The 21711-nt window shown below is 69.2% G+C and carries 13 protein-coding genes; 4 read left to right on the forward strand and 9 right to left on the reverse strand.

The genetic code is table 11. The annotated features are described in order from the left end of the window. Positions 1-121: 121 nt before the first annotated feature. Positions 122-355, reverse strand: a complete 234-nt coding sequence (locus DMB37_RS02260) for a hypothetical protein (RefSeq protein WP_135231216.1) — start codon at positions 353-355, stop codon at positions 122-124. A gap of 18 nt (positions 356-373) precedes the next feature. On the opposite strand from DMB37_RS02260, the gene DMB37_RS02265 reads away from it, so the two are divergent. Next, positions 374-1012, forward strand: a complete 639-nt coding sequence (locus DMB37_RS02265; RefSeq protein WP_135231217.1) for a hypothetical protein — start codon at positions 374-376, stop codon at positions 1010-1012. 158 nt (positions 1013-1170) lie between these two features. Continuing rightward, a complete protein-coding gene (locus tag DMB37_RS02270; protein ID WP_135231218.1) occupies positions 1171-2613 on the forward strand; it encodes a short-chain fatty acid transporter in 1443 nt (480 codons plus the stop codon). A gap of 1 nt (position 2614) precedes the next feature. Here the strand turns inward: DMB37_RS02270 and DMB37_RS02275 are convergent, their stop codons facing one another. Next, on the reverse strand, positions 2615-3130 hold the full coding sequence (locus DMB37_RS02275; protein WP_240772208.1) for a DoxX family protein: 516 nt from the start codon (positions 3128-3130) through the stop codon (positions 2615-2617). Between the two features lie 75 nt (positions 3131-3205). Then, on the reverse strand, positions 3206-3964 hold the full coding sequence (locus tag DMB37_RS02280; RefSeq protein WP_206055300.1) for a dioxygenase: 759 nt from the start codon (positions 3962-3964) through the stop codon (positions 3206-3208). Positions 3965-4061: 97 nt separating this feature from the next. Here DMB37_RS02280 and DMB37_RS02285 point away from each other — a divergent pair, with 97 nt between their 5' ends. Further along, positions 4062-4514, forward strand: coding sequence for a MarR family winged helix-turn-helix transcriptional regulator (locus DMB37_RS02285; RefSeq protein ID WP_135231221.1), 453 nt, complete (start codon positions 4062-4064; stop codon positions 4512-4514). 62 nt (positions 4515-4576) lie between these two features. Here the strand turns inward: DMB37_RS02285 and DMB37_RS02290 are convergent, their stop codons facing one another. Genes DMB37_RS02290 through DMB37_RS41165 form a run of 3 tightly spaced genes read right to left on the reverse strand, consistent with a single transcriptional unit; the run spans position 4577 to position 7116 of the window. Continuing rightward, a complete protein-coding gene (locus DMB37_RS02290) occupies positions 4577-5824 on the reverse strand; it encodes a glycosyltransferase (protein ID WP_240772209.1) in 1248 nt (415 codons plus the stop codon). Between the two features lie 3 nt (positions 5825-5827). Next, the gene (locus DMB37_RS02295; protein ID WP_240772210.1) at positions 5828-6778 is read right to left on the reverse strand and encodes a glycosyltransferase; all 951 of its coding nucleotides are present in this window, start codon (positions 6776-6778) and stop codon (positions 5828-5830) included. Next, on the reverse strand, positions 6721-7116 hold the full coding sequence (locus tag DMB37_RS41165) for a glycosyltransferase (RefSeq protein ID WP_240772211.1): 396 nt from the start codon (positions 7114-7116) through the stop codon (positions 6721-6723). The genes DMB37_RS02295 and DMB37_RS41165 overlap by 58 nt, the downstream gene beginning before the upstream one ends. Positions 7117-7214: 98 nt before the next feature. Between DMB37_RS41165 and DMB37_RS02300 the strand changes: the two genes are divergently transcribed. Beyond that, positions 7215-8216: a Gfo/Idh/MocA family protein gene (locus DMB37_RS02300; RefSeq protein ID WP_135231222.1), complete on the forward strand. Its 1002-nt coding sequence runs from the start codon at positions 7215-7217 to the stop codon at positions 8214-8216. On the opposite strand, the gene DMB37_RS02305 is transcribed toward DMB37_RS02300, so the two are convergent. Genes DMB37_RS02305 through DMB37_RS02315 form a run of 3 tightly spaced genes read right to left on the reverse strand, consistent with a single transcriptional unit; the run spans position 8199 to position 21564 of the window. Further along, a complete protein-coding gene (locus DMB37_RS02305) occupies positions 8199-9263 on the reverse strand; it encodes an alpha/beta fold hydrolase (RefSeq protein ID WP_135231223.1) in 1065 nt (354 codons plus the stop codon). The two genes, DMB37_RS02300 and DMB37_RS02305, sit on opposite strands and share 18 nt — an antisense overlap. Beyond that, complete coding sequence (locus DMB37_RS02310; RefSeq protein ID WP_240772212.1) at positions 9260-11503, reverse strand: thioester reductase domain-containing protein; 2244 nt, start codon at positions 11501-11503, stop codon at positions 9260-9262. The genes DMB37_RS02305 and DMB37_RS02310 overlap by 4 nt, the downstream gene beginning before the upstream one ends. Beyond that, on the reverse strand, positions 11500-21564 hold the full coding sequence (locus DMB37_RS02315) for a type I polyketide synthase (RefSeq protein ID WP_135231224.1): 10065 nt from the start codon (positions 21562-21564) through the stop codon (positions 11500-11502). Before DMB37_RS02315 ends, DMB37_RS02310 begins: the two co-directional genes overlap by 4 nt. Between the last annotated feature and the right edge of the window lie 147 nt (positions 21565-21711).

The following is a 21711-nucleotide window of genomic DNA, read 5'->3' on the forward strand; positions in this document are numbered from 1 at the left end:
GACAGCGGGCCTCCGCAAACAGCTTGTCCCCCGCCACCACACGATCGTCCGAGCAGACCACCAGCGGGTGAACGCAGGTACGGATCAGCGACACATCTGCGTGACAAGTCCGGGCGTTGGGTCAGCGCCGAAACAACCGCCGGAGCCGACCACGGATACCGGCAGCGGCCTGCGGTGCCTCGGGCGCGGTCTCGGCTTCCCGCACCGCCGTCGCCTGCGCGAATCGCACATGCAGCTGCTCGCGAACCTGCTCCGGCGTGTAGGCGCGGCGGCGACGCTCGGCGCGCACCACCACGACACCGGTGGCGACCACACCGGCCGCACCCGCCAATCCCACTGCCTTCCACCACCTCATGGCACATAGGCTACGGCCATGACGGGTACGGCCATCACACTCGACCGCGCGCTGGAGCTCACCAGAACCGGCGACATCTGGTTGTTCCGCGGACATTCCGCGGCTGACCGGGCAATCCGGATGACGACGAACAGTCCGGTGAATCATGTCGGCATGTCGGTGGTGCTCGACGATCTGCCGGCCTTGATCTGGCATGCCGAGCTCGGCCGATCGTTGCCGGACATGTGGTCGGGCAACGAGCACCGCGGCGTGCAGCTGCACAATCTGCGCGATGCGGTGCTGGTATGGGCGAATCGCTATGGCCAGCAGGCGTGGTTGCGCCAGTTGAATCAGCCGGCCACCCGCGAGATGGAAGACAGTGTGCTGCGCACCATCGCCCGGCTCGACGGCACGCCATTTCCCTCCACGGCCGGTCTCGCCGGACGTTGGCTGCGTGGCCGAGTAAGCATTCCGCGTCGCAAGCGCCGTCAGGCGGTGGCCCGCGAGCTGGAAAACGCGTACTGCGCGGAGATCGTGGCGACGACATACCAGGCGATGGAGCTGCTGCCGTCGGACCGCAGCCCCAATTGGTATGACCCCGGCCGCTTTTGGAGCGGCGACCGGCTGCGGCTGACCGGTGGCTATGAATTGGGTGACGAAATAGCCGTCCAGACATGAAAAGCCAGCGCACTGGCGGTTTCTGCACTTTTGCAGACGATGCCTGCGCAATTCCCCCTTGTCTGTGCAGAGGGTGCCATCAATACTGTCCAACCGAGCCTGTGTGCGGTGCGTCACATCCGTGCGAGGCGGCGTGTGGAAAGTAGAGGAACACCCGAATGACGTCCACGATCGAAGAAGAAGCCAGCTCCGAAAAGGGCCTAGCGCGAGTAGCGCAATCGCTCGCCAAGTGGACGGAGAAGTGGTTCCCGGACGCCTATGTCTTCGCACTGTTAGGCGTTGTCGTGGTCGCCGTCGCCGCGCTGGCCAACGGCTCGTCACCGGCGACAGTGGTGAACGCCTTCGGCGATGGCTTCTGGGACCTCACCGCTTTCACCTTGCAGATGGCCATGGTGGTGCTCACCGGCTACGTCGTCGCCACGTCGCCACCGGTGGCCCGGCTCATCGAGCGGCTCGCCACGGTTCCGCAGACCGCGAGCAGCGCAGTGGGTTTCGTGGCATTCCTGGCCATGTCGGTGTCCCTGCTGAATTGGGGGCTCAGTTTGGTGTTCGGCGGCCTGCTCGCCCGCGCCATCGCCCGCCGGACCGATCTGCGCGTCGACTACCGCGCCCTCGGCGCCGCGGCGTTCATGGGATTGGGTGCCGTGTGGGCACTGGGCCTGTCGTCCTCGGCCGCCCAACTTCAAGCCACCGCAACGTCGTTGCCACCTGCCCTGCTGAAGATCACCGGCGTGCTCGACCTCGGAACCACGATCTTCACCTGGCAGTCCATGCTGATGTGCGTGATCATCATGGCGATGACCGTGGTGATCGCGCACGTGTCGGCGCCGAAGGGCGCGGCCATCAAGACCGCGGAGGAACTGGAAGTCGACCTCGACGACCAGCCCGCGGAAGCGACACCGCGCAGCAGGCCCGGGGAATGGCTCGAGTACAGCCGCATCCTGCCGATCCTGCTCGGCGCGCTGACGTTGGGATGGCTGGTCTCGCAGTTCTTTTCCAAGCCTGCACTCACGGTGGTCAGCAGCCTCAACGGTTATCTGCTGGTCTTCCTCATGCTCGGCTTGGTGCTGCACGGCACGCCGCGCAACTTCTTGCAGGCCGTCTCCCTCGCTGTGCCGGCAACGGCGGGCATTCTCGTCCAGTTCCCGCTGTACGCCGCGATGGCCGCCGTCCTCACCAAGGCAAAGGGCCGGGGCGGGCACACCGTCTCCGAGCACCTCGCCGAGTTCTTCACCAGCATCGGCGGCGGCGGCAGCTTCGCCATCGTGATCGCCGTCTACACCATCGCGCTGGGCTTCTTCGTCCCGTCCGGTGGCGGAAAATGGCTGGTCGAGGCGCCTTACGTGATGCAGTCGGCGACCGACGTGCAGATGAACCTCGGCTGGACGGTGCAGATCTACAACGTGGCCGAGGCGCTGCCCACCCTCATCAATCCGTTCTTCATGCTGCCGCTGCTCGCCGTCTTGAAGCTGCGGGCGCGCGACCTCGTCGGATTCACGTTCCTGCAGTTCATGTTCCACCTACCGGTGGTGCTGCTGCTCGTGTGGTTGCTCGGCATGACGTTCGACTACGTCCCGCCGATCATCCCCGGTAAACCCTGAGTCAGTTGCGCACCAGCAGCACGGCACCGGCGGCCAGCAGCGCCAGCACGATCGCGGCCAGGCCGTAAACCAAACGGTGCGAGCGCACTATGGGCAGGAAGCGGTCGACGGCGTATCGACCGGGACCGGTCAGGGTCAGCGCGGCGGCGGCCGCGGCCAGGATCAGCTCGTACTCGATGCCCTTGGGGGCGAAGAAGGCTCCCGTTCCCTTCACCGCAAGGGCATTGAGCATGGTGCCGACGATGGCCGCGCCCGCGAGCGGGGTGAGCAGCCCGACCACCAGCGCCAGACCGCCGAAGGTTTCGGTCACGCCCGCGACCAAGGCCATCGTCTCACCGGCCGGATACCCCTTGCTGGTGAAGAACTTTCCGGTCCCGTCCAGCCCGCCACCGCCGAACATGCCGAACAGCTTCTGCGCGCCGTGCGCGGCCATGGTCAGCCCGACCGCGATGCGCAGCAGGAGCAGTCCGGCGTCGTAGGCGTGTGGAGTCGCGCCATAGCCCGACGACTTTTCCAAGTGAGCAGTCGAGGTGGACGGCGAAGCTGTTGCGGTGGAACTCATTCGAGGTGCCTTTCGGTGGGTTACAGGGGGTCAGCCGAATTGGAGTGAACGTTTGGCCAGGCCGCGCCAGAAGCCGTCGATGACGCTGCGCTGGGTGCCCAGCTCGGCGGACGCGGCGCCGAGCGAAACGAACAGCGGGGCAAAGTGTTCGGTGCGTGGATGCGCCAACTGCGCTGCGGGGGCTTTGTGTTCGAAGTCGAGCAGCTCGTCGAGGTCCGCGGCGGCCAGCGCGCGGTGGCCCCATTCGTCGAACTCCGTCATCACCGGATGCACGGAGCCGTCCTGGGTCAGTGCGCGCAGGTTGTGTGTGAAGAAGCCGCTGCCGACGATCAGCACGCCCTGATCGCGCAGCGGGGCGAGTTTGCGGCCGATGTCCAGCAGGCCCGCCGGGTCCAGCGTCGGCATCGACATCTGCAGCACCGGCACGTCGGCTTCCGGGTACATCTCCACCAGGGGGACATAGGCACCGTGGTCGAGCCCTCGGTCCGGTGCGTCGTGCACGGACATGCCGGGTCCACGCAGGAGTTTGCGCACGTCATCGGCCAGTTCGGGCGCGCCGGGCGCCGGGTAGGTCACCTCGTAGTAGTGGCGCGGGAAGCCGCCGAAGTCGTAGATCAGCGGAACCGTGCTTGTCGCGCCGATGGTCAGCGGTGCGTCCTCCCAGTGCGCCGAGATCATCAGCACCGCTTCGGGTTTCGGCAACTCCGCCGACCACGCGGCCAGCTGGCTCGGCCAGATGGGGTCGTCGGCCAGCGGCGGCGCACCGTGCGACAGGTAGAGCACCGGCATCCGCATCGTCTCGCCATCCTTCCAGGTAGTTCAAATTTGAACTTCTAGCCCGATGGTAGATTATTGTTCGAATTTGAACAACCATGAGAGGTGGGCGATGACGGAGCCGCGCTGGCTCGACGACGAAGAAATGCGGGCCTGGACGGCGTTCCTCGCCGCCACGGCGCTGCTGAACCGACGGATCGAACAGCAGCTCAAGGACGACGCGCACCTGTCACACACCCAGTACGAGGTGCTCGTCCGATTGTCCCAGGCCCCCGGCCACCAGCTGCGGATGACCGAGCTCTCCGCAGCCCTCTTCACCTCCAAGAGCGGCCTCACCTACCAGATCGACCAACTCGCCAAGGCAGGCTTCGTCCGCCGCACCCCCTCCCCCGACGACACCCGCGGCATCGTCGCCACTCTCACCCCGGCCGGCCGGCGCAAACTCGAAGCCGCCGCCCCCGGCCACGTCGCACTGGTCCGCGAACTACTGATCGACGTCCTGACCCCCGCGCAACGCAAAGCCATCGCCGATGGACTCGGCGAGGTGGCTCGCCGGCTCAGTTGACGCCGATGTCAGAGGCCGCCGCAAGCTAGGGCGTACACCAACTGAAGCGGTCGACTGATCGATCAGGTCCGACCGGCGGTGGGCCGTTGCCGCGCGGTGCGTGCTTCGGCGTAGACCGCGAGGATGTCGGCCAGGTGGCGGGATTGGCGGGGTTCGTCGGCGTGGGGGGTGAGGGCGGCGCGCATCGTGTGCAGTTGGGTGCGGTCTTGGGCGAGCGACTGCAGGATGGTGGCGATTGCGGATACCGAAGGGTTGGGGGCGCGGAGTCCGCCTGCGGTGGGGATGGTTTCGGAGAGTTCGGGGTCGCAGTAGATGATCGGCAGGCCCATTGCCACGGCCTCCAGCAGCACCATGCCCTGGGTGTCGCAGTCGGAGGTGAGTAGGAGCACGTCGTGGGTGCGCATGGCGGTGAGGCAGTCTGACTGATCGACTTCGCCGTGTAGGTGGACGCGGTGACCGAGGTCGGCCTCGTTGATTGCCGTGCGGGCGCGGTCGGCGAGGGGGCCGCTGCCGTAGATGTCGAGGGTGCAGTCGTCGACTCGGCGGGCCGCCTCGATTGCTTCGAGTGGGCGCTTCTCCATGGACAGGCGGCCGCACCACAGGGCACGCAGTGGTGCGTCCGGGGTCGACGGCGGGGCGCCCACGCTGCGGATGCGGTCGAGCAGAGCGTCATCGATCCCGTTGGACACCACGTGAATCGGCCGGTCCACGCCGCGGGCGGCCAGGCGGCGGGCGAAGTGGCGGGTCGGCACGGTTACCCGATCGGCCGCCTGGGCTTGTGCGATCAGCGGGCGCCACGCGAGCCGGGCGATGCGGCCGTCTCCGGGATAGACGGGTGGCTTGCGCGAGCGCACGAAGGCTCCGTGCAGCCACCGCATCGTCAAAGCCGCCAGATACGGTGAAGGAGAGTATTTTTCGATCACCGTGTCGTCGCGACTCTGCATGGTCTGCACAACCGGGATGCCGTGTCTGCGTGCGGCGCGTGCGCCCAGGATCCCGCAGCCGTAGGTGGTCAGCGCGTGCACCACATCGATCGGGCCGCGCTCGGCGAACGCGGCATCGATCAAGTGCCGGTTGGCGCGGGTAGGCAGCACCAGCGGCAACCCGTTCGACATCGAGAACGGGACGGCTTCGAGCACAACGGTGTCGGCCTCGGGCGACACCGATCCCGGTGCGGGAGCGCAGAATACGGTCACCCGGTGACCGAGGCCGCGCAGGCCGTCGCACAGCGACCGCATGGCGGTCTGCACGCCGCCGAGCGTGGCCGGGTGGAAGTCGGTGAAGATCGCTACGTGCAGGGAATCGCCCACGGGTCAGGCCGATGTCGTGACGGCGAGTTTTTCCACCGCGTCAGCAGCGGCACGAATACCGTTCTCGGTGGACACCACGCGCCCGAGTTCCGCGGCGCGCTCGGCCGCCTCCGGCGTCAACGTCCGAACCAGCGCGTCGTGCAACCGATCCTCGGTCAGCGACGGATACGGGAAGTCCGCCCCGATGCCGAGCGCCGAAATCCGCCAGCCGTAGAAGAATTGGTCGCTGTGCACGCCGATCACCACCGCGGGCAGCCCGGCGCGCAGCACGTCGTGGGTGTTGCCGCTGCCGCCGTGGTGGACGACGGCGCGGCAGCGCGGCAGGATGCGGTCGTAGTCGAATGAGTCCAGCACGAACAGCCTGCGGCCGTACCCGATGCCCCGGGGGAAGCCGTCGCCCTTCACCGTTACCAGGGCGCGAACCCCCAGCCTGCGGCACACGGTGTCGATCAGGTCGCAGCTGCCGACGGGATCGAGGATGGGCATACCGGTCATGCAGAAGTAGACGGGCGGCTCGCCCTCGTCGAGCCACTCGGTGAGCGCCGGATCGACCGCCGCCTCACCCCACGCCGCGCGCATGTGCGACGGCAGGATCGGCGCACCGACGACGGTCGCGCGGTCCGGCCAGTCACTCGGCTTCGGCAACAGCACCGGACTCACCATGTGCACCAACGGAATACCGTCGGCGCGGATGCGGCGGAACGGGTTCTGCGGCTTGCCCGGCAACCCCATCAGCTCACGCACCCGCCGATCCATCTTGCGGTAGGCCAGCCCGTACGCGAGTTCGAAGGCCGTGTAGCTGGCCAACCGCACGCGCCGCGAGTTCACCATGCGCTTGACCGTGAACGACGACGGAAACTCCGCTGTGCGTTCCAGCGGATACGGCAGCCCGCCGATCACCATCTGCCCGGTCTTCTCCGCCGCTCCATCGCCCACGGCAGCGTCGAGGCGCACGACACGATCACCTCGGCCGATTCGCATGCGCCGCACAGCACCTCGTGCATCCGCTCGCCACGCTCCCCCGCCATGATCTTGACCGTATCCCGCATGATCTGCAGGAACGGCAGCGGATTGCCGGAGGACAGCCCACGCTTGGCGGCGGGTGACTCCAGCAGCTCGGCGGAGTTGAACGGGATGACGTGTGGCTCGAAGCCGGAGCGCCGCACCACCTCCGCATAGTTCTCGGTGGCGGTGATCTCCACCTGGTGTCCGCGCGAACGGAATTCGTCGGCCAGGGCGAGATACGGCTGATGGTCGCCCCGGGTTCCCGCGGTCAACAACGCGATACGCATACTCTCGACTTTCGTTCGTGATCTGGGCGTACATGGTCGGGATCGGCGGGAGTCGGCGCAGCCCGGCTGCGGTGCGGTGCCGATGTTAATGTCTGCGCATGACCGAAGACACGCGCCCCGGACTCCGGATCGGGATCCTCGGCGCGGCCGCCATCGCGCCTGCCGCCCTGATCGCACCGGCCGGGCGGAACCCGGAGGTCGTGGTGTCGGCGATCGCCGCACGGGACCGGTCGCGGGCGGAGGGGTTTGCCCGCAAGCACGGCATCGCACAGGTCTACGACAGTTATCAGGCACTCGTCGACGCGCCGGATCTCGACGCGGTCTACATCCCGCTGCCCAACGGGCTGCACGGCCGCTGGACCCGCGCCGCGATCGCGGCCGGGAAACATGTGCTGTGCGAGAAGCCGTTCACCGCCAATGCCGCAGAGGCGCGCGAGATCGAGGCGCTGGCCAACGATTCCGGCGTCGTGGTGATGGAGGCCTTCCACAACCGCTACCACCCGCTCATCGCCGGCGCCGAAAAGATTATCGCCTCCGGCGAATTGGGCAAGCTGCTGCGCGTGGAAGCGGCCTTCTCCTTCCCGCTGTCGAAGTCCTCCGACATCCGCTACGACTACCGCCTGGCGGGCGGCGCCCTGATGGACGCGGGCTGCTACCCCGTGCACCTGGCCCGCGTGCTCGGCGGCGAGAACCCGGAAGTGGTTGCGGCGCAGGCGAAGCTGCGCGGACCCGAGATCGATCGCGCGATGACCGCCGAGCTGCGCTTCCCGTCCGGTCACACCGGCCGCATCCGCTGCTCGATGTGGTCTGCGGACGTGCTGAGCGCCAGTGCCACCGTCGTCGGCGAGCAAGGCCGGATGCGGTTGCTCAATCCGATCCTGCCGCAGCTCGGGCACGTGCTGTCGGTCCGCTCGGTGGACGGCAGGCGGCTGCGGCGCTTCGGGCGTCGCCCCTCCTACGACTATCAACTCGACGCCTTCGTCGCCGCGATACTGCGCGGCGAGCCGATCGCCACCGGACCCAGCGACGCCGTCGCGACCATGACCGTCATCGATGCCATCTATCAAGCCGCAGGCCTGCCATTACGCCAGCCGAGCTGACGTCTCGTCGAGGAAATCGACGATGTGCCCGAACACGTCCAGCGCCGCGCCACGGCCGATGAACGTATCGAGGTGCCCGTAGGAGGGAATCTCGGTGTAGCGCACGTCGACTCCGGGATTGCGCGCCGAAAGTACCTCGTAGCACAGCTTGTTGGAGTCGAGCCACGCTTCGTTACGACTGCCCGCCAGCAACAGCACCGGACAGTCGATTCGATCGGCTCGATCGAGCGCGTTCTCCGGGAGCGCGCCGTACCGCTCGTCGTCGACGTTCCAGCGCAGCACCGCGTGCGCCAACTCCATCTGCCGCAGATGCGGCAGCACGGACAGCGGTATCGGGCCGAACAGGTCGGCGATCCGGTCGTGGGTGCGCGCGTCGAGGTGGTCGTGTTCGAAGAGCTTGGCGCCCATTCCCCATCCGTGCTGCACCATGCGGCAGGTCGGGTCGGGGCAGTCGCCCTTGCGGGACAGCGCGGCGTAGAGCAGGGTGCGCCGGTTCCACAGCCCGACCTTGCGGAAGTCGGATTCGATATGGCCGACCCGGGTGCCGAGCAGCTCGCTGCCGAGCAGCACCCGCACCCGCGCCGAGGTGCTCACCTTAGGGGTCAGGAACACCCCCTGGGCGACCACGCCCGCCAGGTCGGGCAGCAGGCCGCCGGTCATGCTCAGCGACAAGGCCAGCGCGCCGATGCAGTGTGCGACGACGAACAGCGGGCGGTCGCCGATCTCCGCTCGGATCTGCGCGACCGTCGCCGGGAGGTCGTAGAGGGCGACATCGTCGAAGGTGTAGGGCCGTCCGGAGGCGTTGTGCGGCAGGCGGCTGCTGCCGCGCCAGTCCAGTAGCCACGACTGGTAGCCCGCGTCGGCCAGGACGTCGGTGACATTGCGGATCTCGGGCAGCGCGAACATCTCCGACGACACACCGTGCCCGTGCACCAGCAGCACCGCGGGCCCGTCGGCGGGCCCGACGCGGCGCAGTTCGAGGTCGACGCCGTCGGCAGTGCGGAACGAGATCACCTCGGCACGGGCGAGTTCGGCTGATCCGGTCATCGGCGGTGCTCCTTACGCATGGCACGGCGCAGATCCAGTAGATCGATCCCGACGCGCAGAACCGGCTCCAGCAGGCTCTTACCGAGCTGACTACCGAACCAGCTGAGCCACAACAGTTTCGCCAGCCGCTGCTGCCGTTCGGACAGCCGTGGATCGATCTCGATGCCGTCGATTTGATCGGGCAGGTAGGTGTGCATCGGGACGGCCACCTCGCCGGCATACGACGCGGGCTCCCCCGTGCGGCCGATCTCGATCACCTGAGTACCGAGCTGGCGGACCAGGCGACGGCGCGCCGCCGCGAACTTGTACCCCTCCAGCCACCAGGTGCCGCCGGACGAATCACGCAGCGTCAGTTGGTAATGCATGATCGGGTGCCGCACCTCGTGCCGCAGCGGAGTGCCGTCGTGTGGCCGGACCGTCGCGGTGCCCTCGACCGTGAGCGGCCCCTCGTGTAGCTCGGCGCACGTGAGCTCGCCCTTCACGTCCAGCGTGCGCGCACTGAACGCCTGGGCGCTGCTCGCCACGGACAGCGTCAACCGGAGGTCGCAGGGCAGGTCGGCGGCGGCATCGACCGGACCGACTGCCCCGGTGAGTGTTTCGTGGAACCGCAGATAGGGATCCTCGCCCGGCTGCGGTCCGAGGCCCGTCATGGCCGCGAGCATCTTCGCGCGGGCCGCCGGGCCGGGGACGACGGGCGCGGGCAGGCCGTTGGCCGCCACGAAGGCGTCGGTGCGGGCAGCCGACGCGGACGGCGCGGTCACCATGGCCGCCAGCTGCGTCCGGGCCACCGGGCTTTGCAGCACCTGCGCCAGCGATGCCAGTTCCGGCACCGGGCCGTCCTCGATCGCCTGTACCACGTCCGTGCACCACTGCTCCCAGTGCTGCACGCGAATACCCAGGCCGCCCAGCGTGGTTTCGGCGACCACCTGTTCGAGCGAGGTGGGTGGGCCGGTGAGGTGATAGGTGTGGCCCCATGCGCTCGGCGTGCCGACTATCTCCGCCGCCACCCGGCTCACCCAGTCGACCGGTGCGGCGTTGAGATATCGGAAGCCGGGCACGGTGCGAAAACGCATGAGGGCGGCGGTGATTCCGGAGTTGAGGTCGCGCGGGTTGTGCGCGCCCGTCTCCGGGTGGCTGCCGATGCCGCCGGGGCGCAGGATCGTCACCACGAGGCCGTGTTCGCCCGCCCGGCGCAGCACGGCCTCGGCGGCCCACTTGGATCGGTCGTAGCCGATGGGCAGCGCGGCGACATTGGCGGTCGGCTCGTCCTCGCTCAGCGTGACCGCGTCGGCACCGTTGAACACGGCCAGGGAGGAGATGTGGTGCAGCGGTTTCGGGCGACCGGTGCAGGCCAGCTCCGCCAGGGTCAGCGGGCCGAGCACGTTGGTCCGGCGCAGCGACGGGTAGCCGCGCAGGAAGTCCACCGCGGCGCCCGCGTTGACGATCGAATCCACCTCGGCGGCAAGGGTTTCCCACCGTTCGTCGCTCAGACCGAGCCGGGGGCTGCGCAGGTCGCCCGCCAGCGGTGTCACGCGCCGGAGTACCTCGCGCGACCACGGCAGTGCGAAGCGTCGCAGGGCGTGCTCCAACCGCTGCGTGGCGGCGACATCGTCGTCGGCCCGGATCAGGCACACCACGTGTGCTTCGCTGTGCCGCAGTAGATCCAGCAGCAGGTGGCTACCGAGAAACCCGGTGACCCCGGTCAGCAGGATGCGGCGCGGGGCGACCCGCTCCGGCGCCGCGACCAGCGGTAGCCGGTCGGCGCCCGCGAGGTCGGCGAAGAGTTGCGCGAGGTCGTCGGTGTCGGGCTGCTCGTCCGAGCGCGGACCGGATGCGGGATGGTCGGCCAGCCAGCGGTTGGCCAGCCTGCGCGGGCGCGCGTCGAAGAACACGGTGTCGAGATCCGGATGGATGTCGAGCTCACGAGCCAGTGCCGCGACGAGTTCCACTGCGGCGAGGGAGGTGCCGCCCGCGTCGAAGAAGTCGGTGTCGGCGTCGATCGGCGTCTCGGTGAACCGATTCGCTACGGCGGTGATCGCCGCCGCGAGCGTCTCGGCATCCCACTGCCGCGCGGTGGTTGTCGCCGGCGGGCGTGGTGCCCGCGCCACCGGTGCGGCGCCGGTGCGTGCCAGCAGGGCGGCGACATCCATTGCGGCGGTGCTCCGTTCGAGCGATTCGCCGCGCAGACGGCGGTCGACAGCCGAGTTGCGCACCGAGGTTCGCTCATCCGGGCCGGTCACGGGGTCACCTCCGCATCGTTGGTCGCCCAGGAGCGGAATTCGCGCAGGCGGTCCGGTGTCACCGAAACGTCCAGTCGCTGTTCGTCGGCGCTCCCGCCGAGCCGCCCGAGCAAGCGCCGGGCCGGTTCGTTGCGCTCGGTGTGCTCGACCGAGATCTGCACCGTAGTGCAGCCGAGCACCTCGGCCCGGTCCGCCGCCCAGCCGAGTAGTCGTTCCTCGACGCCGCGTCCGAGGGCACGGCAGCTGAGCTGCCACCCGCTGATCACCAGGCGGTCCGCGTCCACCCGCAGTGCGAGCACCGAGATCAGGCCGTACTCGCCGAAGCGGTCCCGCGCCGTCGCCGTCCACACCTCGCCCTCGGCGCGCCACCGGTCCAGATCGGCCACGGTGACGGCGGACAGGGTGAACTGCGTGGTCCGTCGCACCAACTGGCGTGCTCGCCCGAGCGTGGCGTCGGTCATCGGCTCCAGCTCGACCTCGAGGTTCAGCTGCGCGAGGAAATCCGCGAATTCCGCTGTGGCGCGGGCACTGTCACGCTGCTGCTCCTGCCGATAGAAGTCGGCTCGGGCCCGGTCTTCCGCCGTCGCCGCGATCGGCACCATCGGCCACAACCGGGCGAGGAAATCGACCACCTCGTCGACGGGCGGGCACGTTACCGAGAGCACTTCGGGCAGCTGCGCACGCATGCGCGCCACCTCGACCGGGTTGTCGTCGAGGTAGCAGAAGCTGTCCAGGCCGAGCCCCAGTGTGCGCGCGACCTCCGCCAGCCGCTGCGGCTTGCCGTCCCAGCCAGTGGAGACGGCCGCGAAATCCCCGGGGCGCAGTGGACTGTCGGGCCGGTTCAGGATGGCCTGGACGACATCTTCGTCATTGTTACTGACCAGCACCAGCAGCGTGCCTGCCGCGCGCCACTGGGCCAGCCGTCGGGCCAGCGCACGGCGCGGTGCATCGAAAGTCACGGCAGCGGCGCCGATTTCGCCCGCCGTCCCGCTCCACAACGTGTCGTCGCCGTCCACCGCGATCACCTTCGGGGCGGGCTCGGTCACCGCGCCGACGGTCGCGACGAGGGTGAGCGCCACCGCCGCCTGGAACTCCGGCGTGAAGGGCAGATGGGCGAGGATCTCGGTCCGGTCGTCGAAGGGCTGGTCCACCGGATGATGCCGCGTCCACGCGCTCGGCTCCAGCACCGCGACGCCGGGAACATCGCCGAGGCGTTCGGCGACCAGCCGCTCCCAGGCGAGCAACCGTTCCACCGGGCGCGCCGACGGCAGGATGCCGACGATGAGCGGCCTGCGGGTGCGTTCGGCCACCTCGCGCACGGCCGCCGGATACTCGGCGGCGAGCTCGGTGAGCAGATCGTCGGATACCGCGCCGAAGCGTTCCAGATCCGTGGCCCGCAGCAGCACGATGCCGAGCGCCGTGGAGGGCTGCGCGAACACGCCCGACGGGTCGCGCAGACAGGACAGCACATGGTGATAAGGCGCTTCCGCGACGGTGATCGCCGTGCCGTCCGACGACGCCGCCACCATAAGCTCGGGCAGTCTGCCCAACGTGAAGGTCGCGGCCAGAGCCGCACGTACACCTGACTCCGATTGCTGCGCAACGGTTTCCGGCAGCACAGGCGCACCGGGATCAGCGACCGCCGCCGCGACCGTGGCCAGGTATTCCGTCCCGAACTCAGTGCAGGTGCGCGGGTCGATGATGTCGCTGTTGTAGGTGAACCACACCTGGCCGGTGTCCGGCAGCACCGCGACCATCAGGTCGAGATCGGAGTAGCCGGTGCTCACCGGAACGACCTCGACCGGTGCGACCGCCGAATTCGCGCGCAGGTAGTTGAAATACACCTCGATCAGCGGCGCGTTCTCCCGGTACAGGCCTTCGGTGGCGAGTGCGGCGAGCACGTCGGCGAAGCCCGCACCGGGCGCGAGCAGCGTCCGCAGCCGCTCACCGGTACGGCGCAGCACATCGGTGACCAGGTCATTCGCTGAGACCGCCGCTGGGAACGGCACGGGCACACCGAAGTATCCGACGGCGTCCGTGGCGTCGGCGTGCATGCGGGTATCCACCGGAACCGCGAGGGCGAACCGGTCGACCCGCTGGCGACGGGACAACAGCACGGTCAGCGCTCCGAGGAAGACCGCGGCGGGCGTGATGCCGAGGTCGCGGGCGCGGTCCGCGACCCGATCGTGCAGGCCGGCGGGCATGTCCAGCGCGACCGATCCGGCACCGTAGCTGCGCTGGGCGGGCCGTGGCTGCGCCAAGGTCAACTCGAGCCTGCGCGCTCCGGCGAAGGCCGCGCGCCAGCGGGTGACCGCGGCGTCGTCGCCCGCTCGCTTGCTCGGCTGGGCGGCAAGCAACTGGTGCATGTCCCGGTTGGTCACCGTGTCGTCGAGTTGTGCGCCGGACAGCTCCGCGGCGAGTTCCCCCGCGACGAGCAGCATCGACTGCACATCGCTCATGCTGTGATGAGCGCCGAAAAGCACTACCTGATCAACGGATTCGGCGTTGAGCAGTTCGAAGCGCCACAGCGGACCGGTGGTCAGGTCGAACGGCCGCGCCATCAGCGCACGGAAATGCTCTTGGACCACTGCGTCATCCAGGTGGTCGAGGTCGCGCCACTCGGCCAGGGCGCCGGGCTCGCGGCGGATCTCCAGCTGCCGTCCGTGCTCCTCGCTCGGCGCAATGGTGGTGCGCAGCGCGGCATGTCGGCGGGCCAGGCGGGCCAGCGCCTGTTCCAGCTGTGCCCGGGTGACCCGGGCCGCCACCCGCACGGCGACACCGCCGGTCTGCGCGGCGCTCGGGATACCGAGCTGTTCGGTCCGCAGCAGCCGCATCATGTCCCTGGTCACCGGCAACGTTTCGACGTCGGGCACCTCGGCGGCCGCGGTGCCCGCGCCGTCGGAAGTGGACTGCCGCAACACTTCTCCGACGAGATACTCGGCGAGCTCGGTGAGATTCTGCTCCGCGAGCATCGCGCCGAGCGGCACCGTGACGCCGGTGTGCTCGCGCACCTTGTTGCGCAGTTCGACGGCCATCAGCGAGTCCAGACCCAGGCTCTGGAAGGTCTCCTCGGCCGCGACCGTCTCGCTGCCGGAATGACCGAGCACCTGGCCCGTCCACTCCGCCATCGCGGCCATCGCCATGGTGACGGCCGCCGGCCGAGGGACGGCCCGAAGTTGTTCGGCGAAGCGCGTTCCCGCCGCTACGTCCACGGTCGCATGGTCGGCCACGGCGCGCCGCGGCGCGCGTCGGACGAGGCCGCGCAGCAGCGGCGGAACGGCCGGTCCGCGCCGCAGCACGTCGGTATCGAGCAGCAGCGGCACCAGAATCGGATCATCGAGGCGCAGTGCGGCGTCGAAGCACGCCATGCCCTCCGGCACCGAGAACGCGCGGATGCCCGCGCGGGTGATCCGCCGGATGTCGGCCTGCGACATGTGGTCGTGCATGTCGACCTCCCACGCGCCCCAGGCGAGCGACTGCGCGGGTAGCCCGAGTGCCCGGCGGCGCAGCGCCAGCGCGTCCAGGTAGGCGTTGGCGGCGGCGTAGTTGGCCTGCCCCGGTGTGCCGAACAGTCCGCCCGCCGCGGAGAACAGCACGAACAGCGACAGCTCACGATCCGCCGTCAGCTCGTGCAGATGGTGTGCCGCATCGACTTTCGGCCGCAGTGCGGCGTCGAGCTGTGCGGGGGTCAACGCGGCTAAGGTGCTGTCGTCGAGCACGCAGGCCGCGTGGATCACGCCCGCCAGTGGCAGACCGTCGAGCAGCTGGGCCAGCGACGCGCGGTCGGCGATGTCGCAGCGGGCGAATCGCGTACGGACCCCGCGCCTTTCCAGGTCGTCGCGCAACTCCGCACCGCCGGGTCCATCGATGCCGCGACGGCTGACCAGAACCAGGTCTCGCACGCCGTAGGTGTCGGCCAGGTGCCGGGCCAGCGCCGAACCGAGCCGCCCGGGAGCACCGGTGATGAGTACCGCACCGTCACCGAGTGACACTCGATCAGCCGCTCGGGCGGCGTTCTCGGGCAGCCGCGCCAGTCGCGGCACGAATGCCACGCCGTCGCGCACGGCCAATTGCTGTTCGCCAGTGGCGAGCAGGGCGGGGATGTCGATATCGGGGTCGGTCGAATCGATCAGCACGATCCGCCCCGGATTCTCCGACTGCGCCGAGCGCACCAGCCCCCACACGACCGCACCGGCCGGATTCGGGCTGTCCGCGCCGGGCAGGGCCACCGCGCCGCGCGTGCGCACGACCAGCGTTGCTTGCTCGAATCGGCTGTCGCCCAGGATTGTTTGCAGCGCGGCCAGTACCTGTTGAGCCGTGTCGTGCACCTGGCGTGGCGAATTCCCTTCGGGCACCGGCACAATGAGCGCGTCGACGGCTTCCGAAGCGGCCGAACCCCAGTCGCCTATGGTCAGCGTCCGGTCCGGCACGGGCAGTGCGCGCTCCGACCACTCCATCCGGAACATGCGACGGAACGCCGGAGCAATCGACGCCGCGTCCCATTGCGCGGCTGCGACCGGACGCAACAGCACCGAACCCACCGACACCACCGGCCGTCCGGTCCGATCGGTAGCGGCCATGGTGACGGTGTCGGGTCCCGAGCGCGTCAGCCGCACGCGCAGCGCGGTGGCACCCGTGGCCCACAGCGCCACGTCGGTCCACACGAACGGCAGCATGGCGTGTGCGCCGTCGGCGGCGAACAGGGCCGTGGCGTGCAACGCGGCGTCCAGCAGGACGGGATGGATGCCGAACTTCGCGGCGTCGCCGTGCGCGGCTTCGGCCAGCTCGACCTCGACGAAGATCTCGTCATCGCGCCGCCATGCCGCCCGCATCGCCCGGAACAGCGGACCGTACTGGTGGCCGCGCGCGAACAGCTCGGTGTACAAGGCTTCGACGTCGACGCGCACCGCGTCCACAGGTGGCCAGGCGGCCGAATCCGCCTGGGGCGGAGCCTGTTCGAAGTCCGCGCCGACGATGCCATCGGCGTGCAGCAACCACTGCGCATCCGAATCGTTGTCGTCGCGCGCATAGATGCGTACCGTGCGACGTTCCTCGGCGTCGGCGCCGCCGACCACCGTCTGGATCTGCACGGCGCCACGCTCGGGCACCAGCAGCGGCGCCCGCAATACCAGTTCACGCAGCACCGGAGCGTCTGCCTCGTCGCCCGCGCGGACGGCCAGTTCGACCAACGCGGCACCGGGCAGCAGCACCGCGTTCGGTCCGGCGTGATCGGTCACCCACGGCTGCTGCTGCCGCGACAACCGGCCGGTCAGGCTGACGCCGCCCGAATCAGGCTGCGGCACCACGGCACCAAGCACAGGGTGGGCGGCATCGGCGAGCCCGAGCGACGAGGTGTCGCGGTTGGCTCCCTCGGTCCAGAATCGCCGCTCATCGAAGGCGTAGGTGGGCAGCTCGACCCGGCCGTGCTCGGGAACCAGCCTGGTCCAATCGAGTTCGTGGCCTGCGACATACAGCGCGGCCTGTGCCCTGGCCAGGCAGGTCGGCCCGTCCTGGTCTCGGACCAGTGAGCCAACGGACACCACCTCGCGGGAGATCTCCTCCGACACCGTCTGCACGGCCGCGGCCAGCGACGGGTGCACACCCAGTTCCACGAAATATCGGTACCCGTCGGCGATCATGCGCTCGATGGTGGCCGCGAAGCGCACGGTCTCCCGCGCGTTCCGGTACCAGTACTCGGGCCCGATCGGTGCGCCTGTCACGGGCTCGCCCGTCACTGTCGAATACCATTGCGTCGCCGGCACATCCGCCGTCATACCGGCCAGCTCGACGGCGAACGGATCGCGGATGGACTCGATCAACCGGCAGTGCCCGGCGAAGCCGGGGCCGGAGGCACCGAGACGCGTGTAGGTTCCCGCACGGGCGAACTCGGCCAGCAGCTCCTCGACCGCGGCCTGCTCCCCCGCCACGATCGTCGAACGCCGCACATTCACCGCCGCGATGGACACCCGGCCGTCGAAGGCCGCCAGCCGCGGGGCGACCTCGGCCTCGGGCAAGCCGATCATCGCCATCGCCCCGGGTTCGGCAATGGCCTGCATCAGGCGACTGCGCGTGAGGACGATCCGTGCGGCATCGCTCAATTCGAGGACACCGGCACAGTAGGCAGCGGCGATCTCGCCCTGGCTGTGGCCGATCACCGCGTCCGGGGTAACCCCGACCGCGCGCCAGCTCGCCGCCAGCGCGGCCATGGTCGCGAACAGCAGCGGCTGCACGACCGGAAAGTCGATGAAGTCTGCCGCGGTCATGGTGGTCAATTTCTCGACCAGCGACCAGCCGGTGTGCGCGCCGAACGCCTTGTCGCACTGCTCGAATTCCGCCCGGAACGCCGCGGAGTCGGCGAGCATGTCACGGGCCATGCCGACCCACTGTGCGCCCTGCCCGGGAAAGACGAACGCGGTTTTCGCGTTGGTGAGCACCGCCCCGGCGCCGAGGACGGCATTCGCCGACGACCGCCCATCCACCAGATCGCGCAGCGCGCCGATCATCTCGTCCCGATCGGCGGCCACCGCCACGGCACGCCGCTCGAACTGGGTGCGCTGCAACGCGAGTGCGCGCGCCACCGGTCCCGGTGCCAGCCCCGGATCGGCGGCGACCAGGTCGAGCAGCCGCTCGGCCTGACCTTGCAACGAGGCCTGACTGCGCGCCGAGATCGGCAGCAGCACAACACCATGACTGTCCGCCGCCGCGATCGGGGCTGGCTCGGCGGGAGCTTCCTCCAAGATCAGATGCGCGTTCGTTCCGCTGAGCCCGAAGGCGCTCACCCCGGCGCGACGTGGCCGGTCACCTCGTCGCCACGACATCGGTTCGGCCTGCACCGTCAGCCCGCTATTAGCCCAATCCACCTGCGGTGACGGCACACTCGCGTTCAAAGTCGCGGGAATGCGTTCATGCTGTAGCGCGAGCACCAGTTTGATGATGCTGCCGACACCGGCCGCCGCCTGCGTATGCCCCACATTGGATTTCAGCGATCCGAGCCCGAGCGGGCGCTCCGGATCGCGACCCGGCCCGAACACCCGGGCCAGCGCCCGCGCCTCGATCGGATCGCCGAGCGCGGTACCGGTCCCGTGCGCCTCTACATAGTCGATCTCGTGCGGCGCCAGCCCCGACACCCGCAGCGCCGAGCGCAGCACCTGTTCCTGCGCAGCACCGTTGGGAGCGCTGAGCCCCTGGCTGCGGCCGTCCTGATTGACGGCCGAACCACGAATGACCGCGAGTACCCGGTCACCGTCGCGGCGGGCGTCACCGAGCCGCTTCAGCAGCAACAGACCGGCACCCTCGGCCCACACCGTTCCGTCCGCCGCCGCGGAGAACGGCGCGCTGCGTCCCGTCGGCGACAGCACGCCCAAACGGCACAGTTCGATGTGGGCGGTCGGTGACATCAGCAGCGTGGCGCCGCCGGCCAACGCGAGATCGCACTCGCCCGCGCGCAGTGCCTGCATCGCCAGGTGCGTCGCGACGATCGACGAGGAACACGCGGTGTCCAAGGTGACCGCGGGTCCGTGCAGCCCGAGGGTGTAGGAGATCCGGCCGGACGCGACACTCGGCGAAAGACCGGTGCCTACTTGGCCGTTCAGCTGTTCCGGGGCGGGATCGGCCAGGTAGCCGGTGCTGTAGACGCCGAGGTAGACACCGGTCGCGCTGCCGTGCAAGCTGCGCGGATCGCGCCCGGACCGTTCGATCGCCTCCCAGCTGAGCTGCAACATCATCCGCTGCTGCGGATCCATCACCGTGGCCTCGCGCGGGCCGATCCCGAAGAAGGCGGCATCGAAGCGATCGATGCCGTCGACGTAACCGCCGCGGAAGGTGTACGCCTTGCCGGGCGCGGAGGTGTCCGGGTCGTACAGGCCGTCGATGTCCCAGCGGCCCGCGGGCATGTCGGTGATCGCGTCGCCGTTACCGTCCAGCAGCCGCCACAACGCCTCGGGGGAATCCGCGCCGCCAGGGAATCGGCAGGACATCGAGAGAATCGCGATCGCGTCGTCGTCCGCGTCGTCGATGTCGTCGACCGTGTCGGCAGTCTCGGGTTCGGGCGTGCCGGGCTCGGTCGCCGTGACGGAGGCCAGCACGGTGGCCACCCCGTCGATGGTGGGGTGATCGAAGAACAGATTGGTGTCGAGGAAGCGTCCGACGAAATCCGACAGATCGACCACGAGCTCCACCAAATCGGCCGAGCCCAAACCGAATTCGACCAGCGGCCGATGGATGTCGATGCGCTCGGGATCCAGGTCCGCGTGCCGGGCGATCGCGGTCACCAGCCAGGCGCGCAGCGACTCGGCGGACGGCTGGTCCTCGACCACGGCCGCGGGCTCCTCGGTCACCGCTTCCGGGTCGTAGTAGTCCAGTTCGTCCTCGGGCGAGCGCACCGCGCCCGCCAGCAGCGCGAGCAGCTCGCCGGACAGATACGCCGCCCGGCAGGCCGAACGCTGGATCTTCCCGCTGCTGGTCTTGAAGATGGTGCCCGGTCGAATCAGCAGCACCGCAGCGAGATTGAGCCCGTGCTCGGTCGCCACCGCGGCGCGCACCGCGCCCTCGAGTTCGGCCAGGTCCTCGCCGCGCACCTCCGCCACCACGACCGGCTGCTCGCCGTCGAGCCCGAGATCGACCGAGAACGCGGCGACACAACCCGCTCGTACCGCGTCGTGCGCGGCCTCGACGGTCGATTCGAGGTCCTGCGGATAGTGATTGCGGCCGTCGATGATCAGCAGATCCTTGCGCCGACCGGTGACGAACAGTTCACCGCCGGAGCACAATCCGAGATCCCCCGTGCGCAGGTAGCGCCGATCATCACCGGGCAGCGTCGCGCCGAACACCTCGGCGGTGGCCTGCTCGTCCCGGAAATACCCTGCGGCGACACTGTTTCCGGCGACCCAGATCTCACCTTCGACACCCTCGGCACGCTCGATGCCGTGCTCGGGATCGACGATCGCGATCGACATGCCCGCCGCCGCGGGCCCGACGCCGACCAATTCGGCGCCCCGTGCGCGGTCGCCGGTCACCTCATGGAACGTCGGCGGCGCCGTGGTGGACGGCGCGGTCACGATCAGCGTCGCCTCGGCCAACCCGTAGACCGGCTGATGGGATTCGGCGCGGAATCCGGCCCGGCCGAAGGTCTCGGTGAACCGCCGCACCGTGGCGGGGCGCACCGGTTCGGAGCCGTTGAACGCTACTCGCCAGCTACTGAGATCGAGCCGCTCGATCTGTTCCGGCGCGATCCGGCGCACGCACAGTTCGTAAGCGAAGTTGGGGCCACCGCTGGTGTGCGCGCGATAGGTACTGATCGCTTGCAGCCACCGCTCGGGCCGCTGCAGGAAATACAGCGGCGACATCAGCACGGACTCGGCGCCGATATACACCGTGTGCAGCAGCGGCGCGATGAGGCCCATGTCGTGGTACATCGGCAGCCAGCTGGCGAAAAGCGCACCGTCCCAACCGTCCGCCAGCACGCGATCGTGGCCGAGCCCGGCGACGAGCGCACGCTGGTTGTGCAGCAGGTTCTCGTGGGTGAGCAGGACGCCGCGCGGCGCGCTGGTCGAGCCGGAGGTGTACTGAATGAACGCGACCGACTCCGCGCCCACTTCCGGCTCGCGCCACTGTGCCGCCTGATCATCGGCGGTCTCGTCAGTGGCCAGCCACCGCACGCCCGCCAGCTCGGGAATCTCCGCGCACAGCGCCGCCGAATCCGCGACCACCCGCCGCGGCGCAAGCACCACCTCGACCTCGGCGTGCGCGACCATCCGGCGCAGCCGCCGCAGCGAACGGTTCTCCCATTCCGGCAGTGGCGCAGGCACCGCAACCACACCCGCAGCGAGGCAGCCGAAGAACGCTTCGGCAAACTCCGGGCCGGCCGGGTACAGCAGCAGCGCCCGCTGCGGAAGCCCCTCTTGCAGCGCGGCCGCGATCGCCCGAGCGCGGGTACCCAGGTCCGCGTACGAGATCTCGCGGACGACACCGTCGACGTCTCCGCTGTCCAGGAACCGGTACACCACATCGGTCGGCCGCTTCTCGACCTGGGCGAACAGGGTGTCGACGAAAGTGTTGTGCACGAGCTGCTTCCTCTAACGGTGGAGCCTGAATTCGGCCGGTCCTGGTCCCCTGATCTACGAGGAGTGGCACACGGTGCGTTGTGACTGTCAGTGCCACAATATAGCTGTCGGTACGCCGGTCTCCGACCTCCACAAGATCAACAACGC

The sequence above is a fragment of the Nocardia sp. CS682 genome, assembly GCF_004634405.1.
Taxonomy (GTDB): domain Bacteria; phylum Actinomycetota; class Actinomycetes; order Mycobacteriales; family Mycobacteriaceae; genus Nocardia; species Nocardia ninae.